Origin of the sequence: Bradyrhizobium sp. AUGA SZCCT0431 (assembly GCF_018131065.1) — a bacterium.
Taxonomy (GTDB): Bacteria; Pseudomonadota; Alphaproteobacteria; order Rhizobiales; family Xanthobacteraceae; genus Bradyrhizobium.
In genome coordinates this window covers 85,397-108,465 of the sequence record NZ_JAFCLR010000006.1, presented here as the reverse complement: position 1 = coordinate 108,465, position 23,069 = coordinate 85,397, and the positions used below count along the sequence as shown (strand labels likewise).

2 protein-coding genes are annotated in these 23,069 nt (G+C 64.6%); both read left to right on the top strand.

The features are described 5' to 3' along the window. Positions 1-2 precede the first annotated feature (2 nt). Complete coding sequence (locus JQ567_RS07380; RefSeq protein WP_212438200.1) at positions 3-6,566, top strand: non-ribosomal peptide synthetase; 6,564 nt, start codon at positions 3-5, stop codon at positions 6,564-6,566. Further along, positions 6,559-22,986 carry a non-ribosomal peptide synthase/polyketide synthase gene (locus JQ567_RS07375; RefSeq protein ID WP_212438199.1) on the top strand — a complete coding sequence of 5,476 codons (16,428 nt, stop codon included), beginning with the start codon at positions 6,559-6,561 and terminating at the stop codon, positions 22,984-22,986. The genes JQ567_RS07380 and JQ567_RS07375 overlap by 8 nt, the downstream gene beginning before the upstream one ends. Positions 22,987-23,069: the final 83 nt, after the last annotated feature.

Below are 23,069 nucleotides of genomic sequence, written 5' to 3'. Positions count from 1 at the left end.
CAATGGCAGATTCACTGAAACCCGATTTGCGGGAGCTGGATGCAGAAGGATTGAAAAAACTCCTGGCGTTGGCCAAGGGCCGGAGCCGCAACGCCAACAGGGGAGAATCCGTCTCGATACCGGCGGTGCCGCGCGACGGGCCGCTTGCATTGTCCTTTGCGCAGCAACGGCTTTGGCTGCTGGCGCAACTCGACGGCACCAGCACCAACTATCACATTCGCGGCGCGTTGCGCCTTGTGGGCGAACTCGACGTCACCGCCTGGCGTCGCAGTCTGGACCAGCTGTTTGCGCGTCACGAATCCCTGCGCAGCATTTTTCGTGTTGCCGATGGACAGCCTTGCGTCGAGCTGTTGCCTGCCGGTCAGGGCCTGCCTCCGCTAGTACATGATTTGCGGGCCGAACCGGAGTGCGAGCAGGTGCTTGAGCGCCTGTGCCGCGACGAGGCGAATACGCCCTTCGATCTCTCCGAAGGGCCGTTGATCCGTGGTCGTCTCATCCGGATTGCGGAGCGCGAGTATCTGTTCTTGCTAACCCAGCATCATATCGTTTCCGATGGCTGGTCCATCGGTGTGCTCGTGCGTGAGCTGGGCGCCTTGTATCGGGCTTTCACGGCCGGCGAGAGTGATCCGCTGCCGGGGCTGACGATTCAGTATCCTGACTATGCCGCCTGGCAACGCCAGTGGCTGACGGGAGAACGATTGCAGCGGCAGGTCGACCATTGGCGGCAGACGCTGGCGGGTGCGCCGGCCTTGCTCGAACTGCCGACCGATCGGCCGCGACAGCCGGTCAGGTCTCTCGCCGGCGCGTCATTGCCGATCGAGATCGACGCCGAGCTTGCACGCGGCATCAAACGGCTAAGCCAATCTCATCGCACGACCGCATTCATGACGGTGCTGGCGGCATGGGCGGCCGTGCTGTCGAGGCTTTCAGGTCAGATCGATGTCGTGATCGGTACGCCGACGGCCAATCGCAACCGGCGCGAAATCGAGGGTCTGGTCGGCTTCTTCGTCAATATGCTGGCGCTCCGCGTCGATTTGTCGGGCGAACCTGACGTGGCTGAGCTGTTGACCCGCGTGCGCGGTGCGGCGCTGGCGGCCCAGGACCATCAGGATTTGCCGTTCGAGCAACTCGTCGAAATCATTCAGCCGCCGCGGCGTCTGGATCATGCCCCGGTGTTTCAGGTCGTGTTCGCCTGGCAGAATAACGAACCGGCAGAACTTGAATTGCCGGGCCTGAAAGTCGAAATTACAAACACCGCTCTCAACGAGGTCAAGTTCGATCTTGAACTCAACCTGAGCGAGGCCGACGGCCGCATCGTCGGAGCCCTGAACTACGCGACGGCACTGTTCGACGAGGCAACCGTCGAGCGTCATCGGGACTATCTGCTGGCCATGCTGCGAGCCATGGTCGCCGATGCGGGTCAGGTCGTCGACCGGATTGATGTGGCTGATGTCGAAGAGCGCGAACTCGTTCTGGAGACTTGGAACCAGACCGCTACGCCGTGCCCGTCCGAACATTGCATCCACGAATTGTTCGCAGAGCAGGTCCGAGCCGCACCCGATGCCGTTGCGCTGGTGCACGAAGATATTCGCCTGAGTTACGGCGAGCTGGATGCAAGGGCCAACCAGCTCGCGCACTATCTGATTGAGCGGGGCTCGGGTCCGGACCAGCCGGTCGCGATCTGCCTGGAACGCAGCATCGCCATGGTCGTCAGCCTGCTGGCCGTACTCAAGGCGGGCAGCGCCTATCTGCCGCTGGATCCCGCTTATCCAGCCGAACGGCTGCGGCAGATCGTCGATGACGCAAAGCCAAAGCTGTTGATTTGCGACGATGCCGGGCGCGCGGCGCTCGCAAGTACGGTGTGCGAGATCGTCGATCTGGAGGCGGCCGCGCCTGTTATCGCCGGGTTGGCGAAGTCAACTCCGGATGTCGATGGGCTGACATCAGGTCATCTTGCCTACATCATCTATACGTCGGGTTCTACCGGCGCGCCAAAAGGCGTGATGGTCGAGCATCGCGGCCTGGTGAACCTGGCGCTGGCTCAACGGGCGCTGCTTGAAGTTTCCTCGCGCAGCCGCGTCGTTCAATTCGCTTCATTCAGCTTTGACGCCAGCACGTGGGAAATCGTCATGGCCCTGTGCTCCGGGGCCGAATTGTTTCTGCTCGGCCCGCGAGAGCATCGCAGCGCGGCGGAGCTGCTGGATTATCTGGCACACAACGGCATTACGCACGCAACCCTGCCGCCCGCCTTCCTCCAGGGGCGGACGGACCTTGATCGCCTGGCATCACTGCGGGTGCTTGTCCTCGCCGGTGAATTGCCCAAGGCCGAGCTGGTCAAGGGCGTGCCGTCAAGCGTGGCCGTTTTCAACGGCTACGGTCCCACGGAGACGACCGTCTGCGCCACAACCTGGCTGCGGCCGATGGACTTTGAAGGCGGCGTCGTCCCGATCGGTCGCCCGCTTCCCAACACGCGGATTTACCTGCTGGACAGATTCGGCGCGCCGGTTCCGCTCGGGGCGATCGGCGAGATCTATGTCGGCGGAGCAGGGGTCGCGCGCGGGTTTCTCAATCGTGCCGATCTGACCGCAGAACGGTTCGTGTTCGATCTCTTCAGCGGCGATGCAGGGGCGCGGATGTATCGCACCGGTGATCTCGGCCGCTATTTGCCGGATGGCAATATCGAGTTCCTCGGCCGCAATGACCATCAGGTCAAGATCCGCGGCTTCCGCATCGAGTTGGGCGAGATCGAATTTCGCTTGAACGAGCACGCCGGCGTGGCCGATGCGGTGGTGCTGGCGCGCCAGGATCACGACGGCGACCAGCGGCTGGTTGCCTATGTGGTGCCGTCGGCGTCGGATGACGACGGCGGTGATTTAGCGGCTGCACTGCGCGGCCATCTTCGGGCCTGCTTGCCGGAATATATGGTGCCGTCGGCTTTCGTGCGACTGGACGCGCTGCCGCTCACGCCGAACGGCAAGGTCGATCGAAAGGCGCTGCCGTCGCCCGAGGACGATGCCTTCGTGCGCCGAGACTATGAAGCACCGCAAGGCGAACGCGAAGAAACGGTTGCCAAGGTCTGGACCGAGCTGCTTGGCGTCGAACGCATTGGGCGGAACGATCACTTCTTTGAACTCGGCGGCCACTCGCTGCTCGCAGTCCGCATGCTGGAGCGGTTGCAGCGGCATTCGCTCAGCGCGGACGTGCGCACGCTGTTCGCCAAGCCGGTGCTGACTGATTTCGCCGCGAGCCTTGATGGCGGCGGCGTGGCCGACGTGCCGGCCAACCTGATCCCGATGCTGGCCACGGCGATCACGCCCGGTATGTTGCCGCTGATCGCGCTCGAGCAATCCGACATCGACAGCATTGCGTCGAAGGTTCCCGGTGGCGTTGCCAACATCCAGGATATCTACGGATTGTCGCCGCTTCAGGACGGCATCCTGTTTCACCACCTGCTGGCAGCGGAGGGCGACCCTTATCTGCTGGCCGGGCAGATGGCGTTTGCAAACCGCGATTTGCTCGACCGCTATCTCGCAGCCGTTCGGCAGGTGATCGATCGTCACGACATTCTCCGCACCTCCATTGCATGGGAGGGCTTGTCCACCCCGGCGCAGGTAGTCTGGCGACAGGCACCCTTGATTGTGACCGAGGTCGGGCTGGACCGCGAAAGCCCGGCGCACGAACAGCTTGCGCAGCGTTTTGATCCGCGACGGAACAGGATCGATCTTGGCCAGGCGCCGCTGCTCCGCTTTGCGGTGGCCCGCGATCCCGGCAAGGATCGCTGGCTGCTGCTGGTCTTGCTGCATCACCTGATCGGCGATCACTCCACCCTGGAGGTGATGCATGACGAAGTCCGGAAGATATTGTCCGGGCGTCATGAACTCGCGGCTCCGTATCGGTTCCGAAATCTCGTGGCCCAGACGCAGGGAGTGGAAGCTACGGCCGGGCATGAGCGCTTTTTCCGCAGCATGCTGTCGGATATCGATGAACCGACCACGCCGTTTGGTCTGGACAGGGTGCACGGCGACGGCCGTGGCGTGGCGGAAGCCCGGCGAACGCTGTCGCAATCGCTCAACGGACGGCTGCGCGTTCAGGCGCGTCGTCTGGGAGTGAGCCTCGCCAGTCTCTGCCATCTCGCCTGGGGCCAGGTGGTGGCGCGGAGCAGCGGACGCGAGCGCGTCGTGTTCGGCACGGTGCTGTTCGGCCGCATGCATACCGGCGCCGGTGGTGACCGCACCATGGGGTTATTCATCAACACATTGCCGCTGCGGCTCGACCTCGACGGCACCGCGGTCGAAGATAGCGTTCGCCGTGCGCACGCCCGGCTCGCCGAACTGATGGTGCATGAACATGCCTCGCTGGCGCTTGCGCAACGCTGCAGCAAGGTTGCGGCGCCGGCCCCCTTGTTCAGTTCGATCCTGAACTACCGCCATAACGCCATGCCGGCCGGCTCGACCGCGGATGAGACCGCCGCCGGTGTCGACGGCATCGAGTGGCTCGGTGGTGAAGAGCGCACCAATTATCCCTTGATGCTGTCGGTCGAGGATTACGGTCAGGCATTGGGTCTGACGGCGCAAGCGATCCATCCGCTCTCGCCCGAACGCGTCTGCGCGTTGATGCAGCATGCACTCGAGCAACTGGCCGATAGTCTGGAGCGACGGCCGCAGTTTCCCGTCCGGCAACTCGACATTTTGCCGCCTGAGGAGCGCGAACTCCTGCTCGATACGTGGAATCGGGCGGACGCCGGGTATCCGCGAGACCGCTGCCTTCATGCGCAGTTCGAAGAGCAGGTCCGCCGGTCCCCGGATGCGATCGCGCTGGTGTTTGGCGATGCGGTGCTGAGTTATGGCGAGCTTAACACGCGCGCCAACAGGCTGGCGCGGGGATTGCGGGATTACAGAGTCGGGACGGACGTGGTGGTCGGTCTGGCGCTGGAGCGTGGTGCCGCCATGATGGTGGCGCTACTGGCGGTGCTCAAGGCCGGCGGCGCCTATCTGCCGCTCGATCCGGATTATCCGGCGGAGCGGCTTTCGCACATGCTGCGCGACAGCGGCGCGGCGCTGGTGCTGACGCAGTCGTCGTTGCTGGAGCAATTTGCTCCCGTGCTCAAGGAGACCGGCGCCGAGGTATGGCTGCTCGACGAGGCGGCGGGCGGTGAGGGTGGTGATGCCGGTAATCTGGATGTTGCGATTCACCCCGAGAGCCTGGCCTATGTGATCTACACCTCAGGCTCGACCGGCTTGCCCAAGGGCGTGATGGTCCGTCACGACGCAGTGACGAACTTCCTGGCGACGATGGCGGAGCGGCCGGGAATGACGCCACAGGACCGCGTGCTCGGCCTGACCTCGCTGTCGTTCGACATTGCCGTGCTGGAGCTGTGGCTGCCGCTCACGCTGGGCGCGCGGGTGGTGCTGGCGGATCGTGCCGCGGCGCATGATCCGGGCCAGCTCAAGGCGATGGTGGCGGCCCAGGGCGTGACGATGATCCAGGCGACGCCGTCGACCTGGCGGATGCTGCTCGATCACGATGGGCCATCGCTTCCGGCAAGCTGCCGCATATTGTGCGGCGGCGAGGCGCTGCCGCCGGATCTTTCGCGGCGGCTTGTAGCGCAGGCCGGCGAGGTCTGGAACCTGTACGGTCCGACCGAGACGACCGTGTGGTCGGCCCGTCACCGCCTTGACGCGCAGGACGACCGCCCGGTGCTTGGTGGCCCGATCGGCAACACCACGTTGCACATCCTGGACAACGATCTCAACCTTGCACCGGTCGGGGTTACGGGCGAACTCTATATCGGCGGCGAGGGACTCGCGCGCGGCTATTGGCGGCGCGGCGCGCTGACGGCGGAACGTTTTATTCCCGATCCGTTCGGCCCCTCTGGGACACGGCTGTATCGCACCGGTGACGTGGCGCGGTGGCGCGCCGACGGTGTGATCGAATATATCGGCCGCTCGGATCATCAGGTGAAGATCCGCGGCTTCCGGATCGAGCTTGGCGAGATCGAGGCGCGGCTGATGGAACAGGCCGCGGTGCGCTCAGCCGTGGTGGTGGCGCGCGAGGTCGGCGCTGGCCGCCAGTTGGTGGGCTATGTCAGCGGCGAGGCGTCGCTGGATGGGTCGGTGCTCAAGACCGCGCTGTCATCGGTGCTGCCGGACTACATGGTCCCGGCGCGGATCATGGTGCTGGATCGATTGCCACTGACGCCGAACGGCAAGATCGATCGCAAGGCGCTGCCGACGCCGGATCAACTTGCCGCCGCCGAGCATGTCGCGCCGCGCACCCCGACCGAGGCGGCGCTGGCCGCGATCTGGGCCGACCTGCTGCGCCAGCCCAACATCGGCGTCACCGACAACTTCTTCGAGCTCGGTGGGGATTCTCTCACCGCCGTCCAACTCATCAGCCGTATCAAGCGCGATCTCGGCCATGATCTGCCGCTGAACCGCCTGTTTGAAATGACGACCATTGAGACGATGGCGGCTGGCATCGCCCCGGAGATTCAGGTCGAGAAGCGCGGCGACGACATCGCGGCGATGCTCGACATGTTGAAGGAAGTCGAATTTTCCGATGAGTGACACCGCCACCACACAGAAGCAGCAGCTTCGCGACATCTCACGGCGATTGATGCGCCTTGATGCGAACAAGCAGCGTGCGTTCCTGACGCAGCTGGCGGCCAAGGGCGTTAACCTGGCCATGCTGCCGATTGCGCGCCAGGAACGGACGCGCGCGCCGCTTTCCTTTGCGCAGTCGCGCCTCTGGTTCCTGTGGCGAATGGATCCGGACAGCGCGGCCTACAACATCCCGGCGACTGTGCGGGTGCGCGGTAAACTCGATGTGCATGCGATGCAGCAGGCGTTCGACAGGCTGGTTATGAGGCACAGCGCGCTTCGCACTGTGTTTCGGCAAGAGGGCAGGGAAGCCGAGCAGATCCTGCTCGATCCGCAACCGGTCGAGATCAGACACGTCAAGATAGATGGCCGTGACCGCGAGCAGCAGGCTCGCCTGCTGGCGCGCGAGGAAGCCGCACGACCCTTCGATCTCGAGGCCGGCCCGCTTATGCGGGTCGCAGTGCTGACGCTGGGAGAAGACGACAGGTTTGTCGTGGTCAGCCTGCACCATATTGTGGCCGATGGCTGGTCGATGGGGGTGCTGGTCCAGGAGTTCTGGCAGCTGTACGCGGCCGTTGCGCGGGGCGAGGCGCCGGCGCTGCCTGAGCTTGATGTTGAATATATCGACTATGCCGAATGGCAGCAGCTCTGGATGAGCGCGGTCGACGGCGAGCGGCAGATCGACTATTGGACGACCCGCCTGAAGGATCCGGCGGTGCTGCAGCTTCCCATCGATCGGGCACGGCCGGCGGAACCCGACCTCGCCGGCGCAGCGGTTCGCGTGGACCTTGATCCGGGGCTTGCCGATGCCCTGCGTGCTCTGGCGCGCAAGCACCAGACGACGCTGTTCGCCGTCCTGCTGGCGAGCTTCAAGCTGCTGCTCTATCGCTATACCGGCCAATCCGACATCGGCGTCGGCGTCCCGGTCGCCAATCGCCACCGGGACGAGACCCGGGGAATGATCGGGCTGTTCGTCAACACCCAGGTGCTGCGCACGCAACTCGACGGGCGCGCGACCATCGCGGACTTCATCGCTAGCGTCCATGCAGCCACGATCGAAGCCCAGGAGAACCAGGATCTTCCGTTCGAGCGGCTGTTGGAGGCACTGCAGCCCAAGCGCAGCCTGAGCCAGAATCCTCTCTTCCAGGTTCTCTACAACCACCAGCGTCGCCGGACATCGGACAATTCGCTCGGCCTGACCGGCCTGCAAATCGAAAAAATCGAACCCAATGTCGACACCGTCAAGTTCGATCTGGCGCTCGACAGCGAAGAGGGACCGTCAGGAGAGATACGCGCGATATTCACCTACGCAACGGCACTGTTCGACGCGGCGACGATCGAACGCCTTGCGGCGCATTGGATCACGCTCCTCAAGACGATGGCTCAGGATTCGTCGCAGTCCATCGCCGGCATCGCGCTGCTTTGCGAGCAGGAGCTGACTCAAATCAGGAGCTGGAACGGAGCAGACGCCGGTTCGGCGACGCCGTTCACACCCGTGCACCAGACGGTAGCCCGCTTTGCCGCGAAAACACCCGATGCGCCGGCGCTCGTCTTCGGCGACGACGTTATCTCGTATGAGGAGCTCAACCGTCGCGCCAACCGCCTTGCGCATCGCCTGATCCGTCTTGGTGTCACCAGTTCCGACCTGGTCGGCCTGTCGGCGCAACGTTCGCCATCTCTCGTCGTGGCGCTGCTGGCCGTGCTGAAGACGGGCGCCGCCTATCTGCCGCTTGATCCCGACCACCCGGTCAAGCGGCAGCTCGCCACCATGTGCGACGCCGGCGTGCGTTTTGTGCTGACGGATGTCGCCGGTGAAGCGCTGATCCCGCAACAGGACGGTATCGAAGTTGTTCCGTTTGACGCTGATGATCCTGACCAGGATATGGAGAGCAATCCCGCAATCGCCGTGGCAGCGCAAAGCCTCGCCTATGTGATCTACACGTCGGGTTCGACCGGAATGCCGAAAGGTGTCGCGGTCGAGCATGGACCGTTTGCGATGCATTGCGAGGTGACCGCCGGGCTCTACGATATGGACCGGCATTCCCGCGAATTGCATTTCCTGTCCTTTACGTTCGACGGTGCGCATGAACGGCTCTGGACCGCGCTGACCTGCGGCGCCGCGCTTGTGATGCGGGACGGGAATCTGTGGTCGGCCGAGCAGACGCTGGATGTCATGCGCAAACAGCGCGTCACCAACGCCGGCTTTCCACCGGCTTACCTGCAGCAGCTCGCCGACTTTGCGGCATGGCGCGGCGATCCACCGCCGGTTTCGCTCTATTCTTTCGGCGGCGAGGCGATGCCGAAAGCAGGCTTCGACAAGGTCAAGCGCGCGCTCAAGCCGAGGACCTTGATCAACGGTTACGGCCCGACTGAAACCGTCGTGACGCCGCTGGTCTGGAAGGTCGATGCCAGCGAAGAGATTGAGGGCAGTTATGCCCCTATCGGCCGCCCGGTCGGCCGACGGTCGGCTTATGTCCTCGATGCCGATCTGAACATCGTGCCGGTCGGCGTGACCGGCGAACTGTTCATCGGCGGCGAAGGGTTGGCGCGGGGCTACTGGCGGCGCGGCGCGTTGACGGCGGAGCGATTCATCCCCGACCCCTTTGGCGCGCCGGGCATGCGGCTATACCGCACCGGCGATCTTGCCCGATGGCGTCCGGATGGCGTGATTGAATATCTCGGCCGCTCCGATCATCAGGTCAAGATCCGCGGTTTCCGGATTGAGCTCGGCGAAATCGAGGCGTGGCTGATGCGTCAGCCCGGCGTGCAATCGGCGGTCGTCGTTGCCCACGACGCCGGGGCAACGCACCAGCTGGTGGGTTATGTCTGTGGTGAAGGCGCGCCCGACGAGAAGGCAATCCGCGCCGCACTCTCGGACGGGCTGCCGGACTACATGGTGCCGGCCCGCATCATCAGGCTTGAAAGTCTGCCGCTCACCGCGCATGGCAAGGTGGATCGGGAAGCCTTGCCGGTCCCCGATATGCACGCCGCCGCAGCACACGTCGCGCCGCGCACCGCGACGGAGACGACGCTTGCCGCGATCTGGGCGGAGCTCCTTGGGCAGCCCCTGATTGGCGTCGACGACAATTTCTTCGAACTTGGCGGCGATTCAATCATCTCGCTGCAGATGGTGGGTCGCGCCCGTCAGGCCGGCCTGCTGATCGAGCCACGTGATGTTTTCCGGCACCAGACATTGCAGGAACTGGCGCTGGCGGCGCGCACGGAACAGGCGGTGCCGGACGCCGAGCGCGAGAAGGATCTGGCGGGCAGCGAGCATCCGCTGTTGCCTATTCAAGCTCGGTTCTTCGGCGAGGATGCCGGCGAACGCCATCACTGGAACCAGGCAGTATTGTTGATGCCGCAGTCGCGGCTGGATTGGGCGGTCATGGAGCGCACGGTCGCTGCTATCGTGGCGCATCACGATGCGCTGCGCCTTCGCTTCGAAGAGATCAACGGTGCCTGGCGGGCGTCCTATGGCGCCGCGCCCCCGGTCTCGGAAATATTCTGGATTCGGAGCGGCGTACGCGATGCGGCCGAGGTGACCGCGCTGGCGTCAGCAGCCCAAGCCAGCCTGTCATTGCAAGGACCGCTGTTGCGCGTGGTCGGAATGGACCTTGCCGACGGCAGCCAGCGGCTCCTGATATCGGTGCATCATCTCGTCATCGACGGTGTGTCATGGCGGGTCTTGCTGGAAGACGTCGCATCGGTTTACGGCCAGATGGCGCAGGGCGCGGCACCCGTTGCGTTGACGCCAAAGAGCCAATCCTATTCATCCTGGGCCGCGCGCTTGAAAGCGCATGCAGACAGCGCCGAACTGGCGGCCGAGCTGCCGTATTGGATGGAACGCAAGCCCAACGCCAATCTGCCCTGCGATAACGATCATGGCGACGTCGATAGGGTTGCCGAGGGCGAGGAAATCCTGCTGACGTTCGACGCGGGGCTGACGACACGGCTGCTCAAGGAAGCGCCGTCGGCCTACCGGACCCAGGTCAACGATCTGCTGCTGGCGGCGTTGGCGCGCGCGGTATCGTGCTGGAGCAGGATTGACGACGTTCTTGTCGAACTCGAAGGCCATGGCCGGGAAGATATTTTCGCGGGCGCCGAGATCTCACGTACGGTGGGCTGGTTCACCACTGCGTTCCCTGTCCGCTTGCCAGGTGGTTCGGGGAACGACGCTGCGCTGATCAAGGCGGTCAAGGAGGAACTGCGGGCGATCCCTGCGCGCGGGCTGGGCTATGGTATTCTGCGCTATCTCGGCACCGAAGAGCAGCGCCATGCGCTTTCCGCAATCCCCGAGCCGCGTATCGTTTTCAATTATCTCGGCCAGTTCGATGCGAGCCTGGGTGAGGGGGCCTCGTTCAAGGTTGCGCCCGAGAGCGCCGGCGCCGCACGCAGTGCGAGCGCGCCGCTTGGCCGCTGGCTCAGCATCAACGGCCAGGTGCGCGACGGACTGCTGCGACTGTCGTTCAGTTTCGGTCGCCGGCGCTACCAGCGTGCCACGGTGGAACGCCTCGCAGAGCACTATGCGGCGGCCTTGCGTGGGCTGGTGGACCATTGCACCGGCGGTGCGCGCGGGATTACGCCGTCGGACGTTGAGCTCTCCCGTTTGAGCCAGGCTGATCTCGATGTCCTGACTGCAACGATCGATTGCCGAGAGATCGAGGACATCTATCCGCTGTCGCCGATGCAGCAGGGCATGTTGTTCCACGCGTTGCGCGACGGCGAAAGCGGAAATTATGTCAATCAGGTCGGCCTGGAAATCCGTGGCATCGATCCCGGCAGGCTGCGGGCGGCCTGGCAGGAAGTGAGCGCCCGGCACGCGGTACTGCGCACTGGTTTCGCCTGGCGCGAACTGTCGGGCGCAGCCCAGCAGGTGGTGTATCGTCATGTGACGCTGCCGTTCGTCGAAGAAGACTGGTGCGAACAGGCGGCCAGCATGGACCGCAGCGAACTCGAAGCCGCGCTGGCGTTGGCGTCGCAGGCCGAGCGGGCCGAAGGTTTCGATTTGTCGCATGCGCCCCTGCAGCGGGTGCGGCTGATCAGACTCGGGGAAGACCGCCACTGGCTGATCTGGACGCATCACCACATTCTGCTCGACGGCTGGAGTTCGGCGCGACTGGTGGCCGAGATACTGCAGCATGAACGCGGCAGCCGATTGCCTGCGGTGCACGGCCGTTACCGTGACTATATCGGCTGGCTGCAAAGGCAGGATCGCGAAGCGTCGGCGGCGTTCTGGCGTACCGCCTTGGCCGAGCTGGACGAGCCGACCTTCCTGGCGGATGTGCTGGGCGGACCTTCAAGCACGGGCGCATCCGGCCACGGTTCGCTCGATCTGCTTCTCACTCCTGATCTGACCGCAAGATTGCAGGCGTTCGCCAGGCGCGAGCGCGTGACGTTGAACACGCTCCTGCAGGGTGCGTGGGCGCAACTGTTGCGGCGTCATACCGGGCAGCGCGTTGTGTGTTTCGGAGCGACGGTGTCGGGCAGGCCTGCGGAGATCGCCGGGTCCGAGGAAATGGTCGGCCTCTTCATCAACACCCTGCCGGTGGTTGATCAGGCAAAACCGCAAGCCGAAATCGGTACGTGGCTTCGCGACCTGCAGGCGCGCAACATTGATCTGCGCGACCATGGCTGGATGCCGCTCTACGAGATCCAGCGCTTGGCGGGACGATCCGGCCGGCCGCTGTTCGACAGCATCCTGGTGTTCGAGAACTATCCGATCGATGAAGCCCTGCGCGGCGAGAATGAAAGCGGTTCGCGCTTTGGACGGGTCGAGCAGGTCTCGATCACTAATTATGCGCTCACGGTAGCGGTATTCGCCAAGACCGACGGCATCAATCTCGGTTTCCGGTATGACCGCGGCCGGTTCGATCAGGACCAGATAAGCTATCTGCAAGCCTGTTTGTCGCGCCTGCTCGCGCAGATCGTGACGGATGCCGCCGCGCCGCTTGGCGAACTCACCGGGCTCGATGTCGATGAGGTCAGGCAAATGCTCGCCTGGAGTGGCGGCGCCATCGAGCCGAACAAGATTCCGGAGTTTGGTGGCGGTATCGTTGCGCAGATCGAGGCGCGTGCCGCTGCTTTGCCGTCGTCGATCGCGTTGGTGTCCGGCGATCAACAGGTCAGCTATGGCGAGTTGAACGCTCGTGCCAATCGTCTGGCGCGGCAGTTGCGGGACCGCGGTATCGGCAGCGACCAGCTGGTCGGTGTCGCACTGGAGCGCAGCGTCGAGCTGATCGTCGGCGTTCTCGCGGTGCTGAAAGCGGGTGGAGGCTATCTGCCGCTCGACCCGGATTATCCGGCTGACCGGCTGCTGCATATGCTGCGGGACAGTGGCGCCAGGCTGGTGCTGACTCAAAGCCGGTTGCTTGAACGCCTCGCGCCCGTGATTGTGGAAGCGGCCGCGGAGGCCTGGACGATCGACGCGGAGAATAAGACCGGGGCAGCGGAGCAGGGCAATCTCGATATCGCGCTTGATCCGGCCAGTCTCGCCTATGTGATGTACACGTCGGGATCGACCGGCATGCCAAAGGGCGTTGCCTGCTCGCATGGCGCGCTGGCCGCTCGGCTCGGCTGGATGCAGGCTGAATACCGCCTCGATGCCTGCGAGACCCTGCTGCAGAAAACACCGTTCAGCTTCGACGTGTCGGTGTGGGAAATTCTGTGGCCGCTGGCGGCCGGTGCGCGCCTTGCGATCGCCGCGCCCGGCGCACATCGCGAACCGCGGCTTCTCATTGACGCGGTCGTTGCCCACGATGTGACGACGCTGCATTTCGTGCCGCCGATGCTCGAGCATTTCATTGCTGAGCCGGAGGTGGAACGCTGCGTGACGCTCAAGCGGCTGTTTGCCGGCGGCGAAGCCTTGCCTGCGGAGTTGAAGGCGCGCGTGCTCGCAGCCTTCCCCAGGGTTCGCTTCGACAACCGCTACGGTCCGACCGAGGCCCTGATCAACGCGACGTTCTGGAATTGCCGCGACGACGGCGCGGTGCGCGTGCCGATCGGACGACCGATCCCGGGCACGGCCATTCGCATCCTTGACGCCGCGCTGAACTTGGTTCCGACCGGGGTGACGGGCGAGTTGTTCATCGGAGGCGTCGGGCTGGCGCGCGGCTATTGGCAGCGCCAGGGGTTGACGGCGGAACGGTTCATCCCCGACCCGTTCGGCGGTCCCGGCGAGCGGCTGTACCGGACGGGCGATCTGGCGCGCTGGCGCCCGGACGGCGCCATCGAGTATGTCGGGCGGTCCGATCATCAGATCAAGATCCGAGGTTTCCGCATCGAGCTCGGAGAGATCGAAGCGCGGCTGCTCGAGCAGCGCGGTGTGCGCTCCGCGGTGGTGGTTGCCCGCGAGGTGGGCTTGGGACGCCAGCTCTTCGGTTACGTTTGCGGCGCAGATGATCTTGACGGAACAGCGCTGCGCGCGGCGCTGTCATCCGTACTGCCCGATTACATGGTGCCGTCGCGGATCATTACGCTGGAACGGCTTCCGCTGGCGCCGAACGGCAAGGTCGACCGGCGTGCGCTCCCGGCACCGGACGCGATCGACACCGGCTCGGAGCACCTGGCGCCGCGTACCCCGGCGGAAATGGCGCTCGCGGCGATCTGGGCCGAACTGCTCGGCCGGCCTGTCGTGGGACTATCCGACAATTTCTTCGAACTCGGCGGCGATTCGATCATCTCGCTGCAGATGGTGAGCCGGGCCCGACGGGCCGGTTACCTGATCGAACCGCGCGATGTGTTCCAGCATCAGACGCTGGAAGCCCTGGCGTTTGCGGCGCGTGCCGAGCAACTGAACGTGACGCGCGCCGAGCAAGGGTTGATTGCCGGCTCACATCCATTGCTGCCGATCCAGACCCGGTTCTTCGCAGACGATGTCGGAGAACGCGACCACTGGAACCAGGCGGTGCTGTTGCGGCCGAGCGACCGGCTTGATTGGGAGGTTATCGGACGCGCGATAGCGGCCGTGCTCAATCATCACGACGCGTTGCGGCTTCGCTTCGAAGCGAGGGACGGCGTGTGGCGTGCGGAGCATGGCGCCGCGCCGGATACGGCTGAACTCTTGTGGGTCCGAAGCGCGGTTGACGGCGAAGCCGTCACGGCACTTGCATCGTCGGCGCAGGCAAGCCTGTCGCTGGCCAATGGTCCGCTGCTGCGTGCGGTCGGCATCGACGTTGCCGACGGTAGTCAGCGTCTGCTGATCGTGATCCATCATCTGGTTGTAGACGGCGTGTCATGGCGGGTGCTGCTGGAGGACGTCGCAGCGGCGTACAGCCAGTTGACGCAAGGCAACACGGTTGCGCTTCCGCCGAAGAGCCATGCCTACGCCCTGTGGGGGGCCCGGCTGGAGGCTTACGCAGCGTCGTCCGAGCTCGCGGCAGAGCTGCCCTATTGGGTGGAGCGCTCCGGACGTGCGGATGTTCCGTGCGACGACGATCACGGTGGTATCGATTACGTCGCCGACGCCGATGAAATCTCGCTGTCGTTCGACGCAGAACTGACGCAACGCCTGCTGACTGACGCTCCTTCCGCCTACCGCACGCAAATAAACGACCTTCTCCTCGCCGGCCTGGCACGCGCCGTGTGGCAATGGAGCGGCCAGGACGAGGTCCTGGTCGAGCTGGAAGGCCACGGCCGCGAGGACCTGTTCGGGGATATCGACATCTCGCGCACGGTCGGCTGGTTCACGACCGCGTTTCCGGTGCGTCTGGCGGGCGGCTCGCAGCATCCGTCGTCGTTGATCAAGACCGCGAAGGAAGAACTTCGTGCCATTCCTGGCCGCGGATTGGGCTACGGCGTGTTGCGCTATCTCGGTTCCGAAGGGCAGCGCGCGGCGCTGTCGAGAGCGACCGAACCGAAGATCACGTTCAATTATCTCGGCCAGATCGACGGCGGCGCCGGAGAGGCCTTTGCCATGGCGCCGGAAAGCGCGGGGCCCTCGCGGAGCGCATCGAGCCCTTTGCGGCGCTGGCTCAGCGTCAACGGCACGGTGCGCGAGGGGCAGTTGCGACTGTCGTTCGGCTTCGGCCGCAAGCGCTATCGGCGCGAGACGATCGAGCGGCTGGCCGCGTTGTACGGGGCGGCGCTGCGGGAGTTGGTCGATCACTGCACCAGCGGTGCATGCGGGCTGACACCATCGGATGTGGCGTTGTCCGGGCTCAGCCAGACCGATCTCGACCGGCTGGAACTCGACTGGCGCCAGATCGAGGATGTCTATCCCTTGTCGCCGATGCAGCAGGGCATGCTGTTCCATGCGATGCACGACGGCGAGAGCGGACTTTATGTCAACCAGGTTGCCGCCGAAATACATGGCCTTGATGCCGGCAACCTTCGTCTGGCCTGGCAGGCGGTCAGCGACCGCCATGCGGTGCTGCGAACCGGGTTTGTCTGGCGCGACCTGTCGGGTTCGGCGCAACAGGTGGTCTATCGCCACGCCGAGGTGCCGTTCGTCGAGGAGGATTGGCGGACGCGGGTTGCGGTGCTGGAGCAGTCCCGACTGGATGCTGCCCTGACGGACGTCTCGCGGCAGGAACGCCTCGAAGGCTTTGACCTGTCGCGGCCGCCCTTGCAGCGGGTCCGGCTGATTCGTTTGGGAGAAGACCGTCACTGGCTGATCTGGACCCATCATCACATCCTGCTCGACGGATGGAGTTCGGCGCGACTGATCGCCGAGGTGCTGCAATACAGCGGCGATGGCCGGTTGCCAGCCTTGCAGCGCCGCTATCGGGACTACATCGGCTGGCTGCAGAGCAGGGATCGCGACGCCGCAGCCACGTTCTGGCGCACGGCGATGGCGGAACGGGGGGAGCCGGGTCTGCTCTCGGATGGCTCGGCGGAACGCTCGAGCGGAGCAACGCCGGGTCACGGTGCGTTGGCGCTGGAAATGGACGTCGCGCTGACCGCGCGGCTGCAGCAATTTGTGGCGCGGGAGCGGGTGACGCTCAACACATTGGTGCAGGCCGCATGGGCGCAATTGCTGCGCCAGCATACCGGGCAGGGCACGGTCTGCTTCGGCGTCACCGTGTCGGGCCGGCCGTCGGAGCTCGCAGGCGCCGAAGACATGGTGGGCCTCTTCATCAACACCTTGCCGGTCGTCGACAGCGTCGGTGCGCAGCAGAAAATCGGCGCATGGTTGCGCGAGCTGCAGGATCGCAATCTGACCATGCGCGAATTCGGCTGGACGCCACTCTATGAAATCCAGCGCCTGGCGGGACGTCCCGGACGGCCGCTGTTCGACAGCATCCTGGTATTCGAGAATTATCCGGTCGACAGTGCGCTCAAGGAGAAGAACCAGCGCGTCCGTGTCGGCGAGACAAGGATCACGGAGACCAGCAACTATCCGCTGTTCGCGAGCGTCGGTCTCGATGAGCGGCTGCGGCTGGTGCTCAACTATCAGCGCAAGCATTTTGACGAGGCGCAGGTGGCGCGGCTGCAGGCCGCCTTCGTGCGGTTGCTGGAGGCGTTGAGCGCCGATGCGGATCGACCGGTCGGTATGATCGCGGCAAACGATCCTGTGGATGAGGCGCTGCTCTTGCGCATGAACAGTACCCGTCGTGACCAACCACGCCGGGGAATTGTCGCGCAGTTCGAAGAGCAGGTTCGCCGGTCCCCGGATTCGATCGCGCTGGTGTTTGGCGATGCGGCGCTGAGCTATGGCGAGCTGAACAAGCGCGCCAACAGGCTGGCGCGGGGCTTGCGGGATTGCGGTGTCGGCACGGACGTGGTGGTCGGTCTGGCGCTGGAGCGTGGCGCCGCCATGATGGTGGCGCTGCTGGCGGTGCTCAAGGCGGGCGGGGCGTATCTGCCGCTCGATCCGGATTACCCGCCGGAGCGGCTTTCGCACATGCTGCGCGACAGCGGCGCAGCGCTGGTGCTGACGCAGTCGTCGTTGCTGGAGCAGTTTGCCCCGGTGCTCAAGGAGACCGGTGCCGAAGCGTGGCTGCTCGACGAGCAGGATAGAGGCGGGGACCATGACGCCGGCAATCTCGACGTCGCGGTCCACCCCGAGAGTCTGGCCTATGTGATCTACACCTCAGGCTCGACCGGCCTGCCCAAAGGCGTGATGGTCCGCCACGACGCGGTGACGAACTTTCTGGCGACGATGGCGGAGCGGCCGGGAATGACGCCACAGGACCGCGTGCTCGGCCTGACCTCGCTGTCGTTCGACATTGCGGTGCTGGAACTGTGGCTGCCGCTCACGCTGGGGGCGCGGGTGGTGCTGGCGGATCGTGCCGCGGCGCATGATCCGGGCCAGCTCAAGGCGATGGTGGCGGCCCAGGGCGTGACGATGATCCAGGCGACGCCGTCGACCTGGCGGATGCTGCTCGATCACGATGGGCCATCGCTTCCGGCAAGCTGCCGCATATTGTGCGGCGGCGAGGCGCTGCCGCCGGATCTTTCGCGGCGGCTTGTAGCGCAGGCCGGCGAGGTCTGGAATCTGTACGGCCCGACCGAAACCACGGTGTGGTCGGCCCGTCATCGCCTCGATGCGCAGGACGACCGCCCGCTGCTGGGCGGCCCGATCGGCAACACCACGCTGCACATCCTGGACCACGATCTCAATCTCGCGCCGGTCGGCGTTGCCGGAGAGCTCTATATCGGCGGCGAGGGACTGGCCCGCGGCTACTGGCAGCGCGGCGCGCTGACGGCGGAGCGTTTTATTCCCGATCCTTTCGGCACTCCAGGTACACGGCTATACCGAACCGGCGACGTGGCGCGGTGGCGGGCCGACGGCGTGATCGAATATATCGGCCGCTCGGATCATCAGGTGAAGATCCGCGGCTTCCGGATCGAGCTCGGCGAGATCGAGGCTCGGCTGATGGAACAGGCCGCGGTGCGGTCGGCGGTGGTGGTGGCGCGCGAGGTCGGCGCGGGCCGCCAGTTGGTGGGCTATGTCAGCGGCGAGGCGTCGCTGGATGGGTCGGTGCTCAAGACCGCGCTGTCATCGGTGCTGCCGGACTACATGGTCCCGGCGCGGATCATGGTGCTGGATCGATTGCCGCTGACGCCGAACGGCAAGATCGACCGCAAGGCGCTGCCGGCGCCGGATCAACTTGCCGCAGCCGAACATGTCGCGCCGCGCACGCCGACCGAGGCGGCGCTGGCCGCGATCTGGGCCGACCTGCTGCGCCAGCCCAACGTCGGCGTCACCGACAATTTCTTCGAGCTCGGTGGGGACTCGATCATTTCGCTGCAAATGGTCAGCCGCGCACGCCGCGAAGGCGTCTTGATCGAGCCGCGGGACTGCTTTCAGCATCAAACAATCGAAACGCTCGCAGCAATATCCAGGCAGGTTCGGCCGCCAACGGAAGCGCCGGCGCCAGTGCGGGGCTCGCTCTCGGGCCTGAGCAGCGAGCAGCTCGAAAAGCTCGGTCTCGACTGGAGCCGCATCGAGGACATCTACCCCTTGTCGCCGATGCAGCAGGGCATGCTGTTCCACAGCCAGCGTGATGCCGGCAGTGGCGTTTACGTCAATCAGGTCAGCGTTGAAATCCGTGGGCTCGACCCCGAACGCTTCCGGTCCTCCTGGCGCGAGGTGACCGCGCGTCATCCGATGCTTCGGACCGGATTCCTGTGGCGCGAGCTATCCGGATCGCCGCTGCAAGCCGTCTATCGCGACGCAGCCGCGCCGTTCGAACAGGAAGACTGGCGCGGGCAAATCGTTACCGACGAACGCATCGCGGCGGCTCTAGCCGGCGAGCGTGCCGCCGAATTTGATCTCTCGGCGCCGCCCCTGCAAAGGGTTCGATTGCTCCGCCTCGAGGACGATTTCTATCGCCTTATCTGGACCTATCATCACATCCTGATGGACGGCTGGAGCTCGGCACGGTTTGTCGGAGAAGTCCTGGAGCGTTATTACGGCGGATCGCCCGCGGCGAACCCGACGCACTACCGCGACTATATCGCGTGGCTGGTGGCGCAGGACGCGCAAGCGGCGGAACGCTTCTGGCGCGAGCAACTGAAGCCCTTTGACGAGCCGACGCAACTCGCCGATGCCTTCGGTTCTCGTCGTCATCCGGCTTCCGGTCACGCGCGCTGTTACACGCGGCTCGGCGAGACGGCGACCGCGCAGTTGAAGGTATTTGCTCGCCGTGAGCGGATCACGCTCAATACTATTGTCCAGGGCGTGTGGGCGTTGTTATTGCAGCGCTATACAGGCCAGCAGACCGTGACTTTCGGCGTCACCGTTGCCGGTCGCCCAGCCGGCCTCGATGGATCGCAGCAGATGCTCGGTCTTTTCATCAACACATTGCCCGTGATCGAATCGCCGTCGCTTGCAAGCACGGTCGGAGAATGGTTGCGGGCGCTTCAGGATCGCAACCTGGCAATCCGGGATTATGAACACACGCCGCTCTACGACATTCAGAGCTGGGCCGGCCGCGCCGGTCAGACGATGTTCGACAGCATCATCGTCTTCGAAAATTATCCGATCGAACGCAGCATGCTGCAGAAGGGGGATGGCTCGCTGCAATTCGGCGGCCTGAAGAATGTCGACGTGACGAACTATCCGATGGACCTGTCGGTCCTCGTCGAGGACACGCTTCAAGTCGAATACACCTATATGCCGAGCCATTTTACGCCAGCGCAGGCCGAGCAGATCAGGATGCAGTTCGAGCACCTGCTGGCGGCACTGACGCGGGACGCTTCGCTCTTGCTTGGCGGCATCGATCCGGTCACGACGGTCGATGCCGGTCTTGCCGATAACTGCAATCGCCACGCGGTACCTGCCGTTGCATTGCCGCTGGTGCATGAGGCGATCAGCGCACATGCCAAGCGTCATCCGGAACGAACGGCAATTACCATCGGCGGTAAGGTGCTCTCGTTCGGAGCGCTCGACGCCAAAGCCAATCGTCTTGCCCATCACCTGATTGGCCGCGGGCTCAAACCCGAGCAGCGCGTCGGTGTCGTGGTCGAACGAACCGAAGTCACGATGGTCGCGCTGCTCGCCGTCCTCAAGGCGGGCGGGGCGTACGTTCCGCTTGATCCGGAGCTTCCGTCCGAGCGACGCAAGTTTGTCATGCGCGATGCCGGGATTTCGCTCCTGCTGGCGGGGCAGCTCGAAGAAGGACTGGATGCGGTTGAAAGAATCTCTCTTGCCACATTCGATTTCGGTGCCGGCCCGGACCATGCGCCGCAACCGGATTTGCACCCCGAGAACTTGGCCTATCTGATCTACACCTCCGGTTCGACAGGGACACCAAAGGGCGTGTCGGTTGCCCACGGGCCGCTTGCGATGCATTGTCACGTCACGGGAAGCCTCTACGAGATCGACGAGGGCTCGTGCGAACTGCATTTCCTGTCGCTGGCTTTCGACGGCGCGCATGAGCGATGGCTGACGGTGCTCTCGCACGGCGCGCGGCTGCTGATGCGCGATGCGGAGCTGTGGACGCCGGAGCAAACCGTCAACGCTTTGCATGCGCATCGTGTCAGCCATATCGGCCTGCCGCCCGCCTATCTTCAGCAAGTCGCGGAATGGGTCGAGCAGGCGGGCAACCCGCCGCCGGTCAAACTATACTCGTTCGGCGGCGAGGCGATGCCGAAGGCGGGCTTTGACAAGGTCAAGCGCGTCCTGAAACCGCGCATCCTGATCAACGGGTATGGTCCGACCGAAACCGTGGTCACGCCCCTGGTTTGGAAGGTCGATGGCGCGGCTGAATGCGATACGCCGTACGCGCCGATCGGTCTGCCGGTCGGTGATCGCAGCGCCTACATTCTCGATAGCTCGCTCAATATCATTCCCGCCGGCGTCGCCGGTGAGCTCTATCTCGGAGGCTTTGGGCTGGCGCGCGGCTATCACGGCAAAGCGGGCATTACAGCGGAGCGTTTCGTGCCCGACCCATTCGCAACGGAGCCGGGGGCGCGACTTTACCGTACCGGCGACCTGGCGCGATGGCGCGAAGACGGCACCATTGAATATCTCGGCCGCAGCGACGACCAGGTCAAGATCAACGGCTTCCGGATCGAACTTGGCGAGATCCAGACTTCGCTTCTTCGTCACGAGGAGATCGAGCAGGCGGCGGTCGTGGCGCTGCCCGGCGCTGCCGGAAGCCAGCTCGTTGCCTATGTTGCGCCGAAGGCGGCAAAGGCCTCGTCGGGGGCGTCTGCAGAGGCGCTGGTCGACAGATTGACCGATTTCCTGAGGCAGACATTGCCGGTCTACATGGTGCCGGCGCGGATCATGGTGCTTGATCGCCTGCCGGTCATGTCGAGCGGAAAGGTTGACCGGCGTGCGCTGCCGGCTCCCGACACCACGGTGCGAACCCACGTTGCCCCGCAGGGGGCTGCGGAAACCGCGATGGCGCGCCTGTGGGCCGACATTCTCAAGCTGCCGCAAGTCGGCGTGACCGACAATTTCTTTGAACTCGGTGGCAACTCGATCCTCAGTCTCAAGGTTGTTGCCCGGCTCCGTCAGGACAAGACTTTCGGCATCGAGATCAAGCTTCGCGATCTCCTGCAGAAGCCGACGATCCGGGCGCTGCTGGCTGATACCAGTGCCGCCGCTGCAGCGGCGCCGTCGGCGTTGCTGCCGCTGAACGTTGCGATTCCTGGAACGCAGCCGGTGTTCTGTGTGCATGGTGGTTTCGGCACCGTCTTCGATTATGGACCGCTGGCGCGACGCCTCCAAGGACGCCGGCAGGTGATCGGGTTGCAGTCCCGGATGCTGGTCGACCGTTCGTGGAGCGACCGGTCGCTCGAGGCGATGGCTGCGGATTATGCAGATGAGATCAGGCGTGTGCAGTCGCGCGGTCCCTATAGTCTCGTTGGCTGGTCGCTGGGAGGGCTTCTCGTCAGCCTTGTTGCGGCCGAGCTCGAACGAAGCGGTGAACGTGTGGATCGTCTTGTCTTGGTCGACAGCTTCGTGCTGCGGACGCACGGCGGATCGAACCGGCAGGAAGCCGTAGCCCACTGGGCCGATGATCTCGCGGGATTGCTGTCGGCCGTTGTTCCGAACGCTACATCGGGCCGCATCCATCCGCACGTGGAAGCAGCGAAACGCGTCGGCATGCCGGAGACGACCGAAAACGTTCGGCGTCTGGCCGCACAGGTATTGGAGACGGTGCAGGGATCCTTGGCGGACGACACACTGCTCGGCGTCGACGACCTGTCCAGCGCCTTCGCTGTCGGGCGGCATCTGAAAACCCTGACGCAAAACGCCGCGCCGCCGCGCCGTCTCGCGGCTGCGCCGCTGTGCTGGTGGACGTCAGACCGTCTTACGCAGCGCGATCGGCTGGAGGCGCAGCTCCCGAATGCCGTTGACCGCGGCATTGTTGGGGACGACCATTTTACGATCCTCAGGGATGGCGATTTTCTCGATGAGATATGCGCGCTGCTGGCTCCGGAGGCGACATCGACAACGTCGCAGGACCAGGTGCCGGAACCGGCGGAGTGAACGATCGCATGAGCCTTGATCCCGATATCGCAGCGCTCCTCGAGATGGTTCAGCTTGGGACCGAGAGCGGTGCACGCGTTCCG

Bases quoted from the DNA above. Each gene is read 5' to 3' on its own strand.
- JQ567_RS07375 (WP_212438199.1), top strand. From the start codon at position 6,559: ATGAGTGACACCGCCACCACACAGAAGCAGCAGCTTCGCGACATCTCA.
- JQ567_RS07380 (WP_212438200.1), top strand. From the start codon at position 3: ATGGCAGATTCACTGAAACCCGATTTGCGGGAGCTGGATGCAGAAGGA.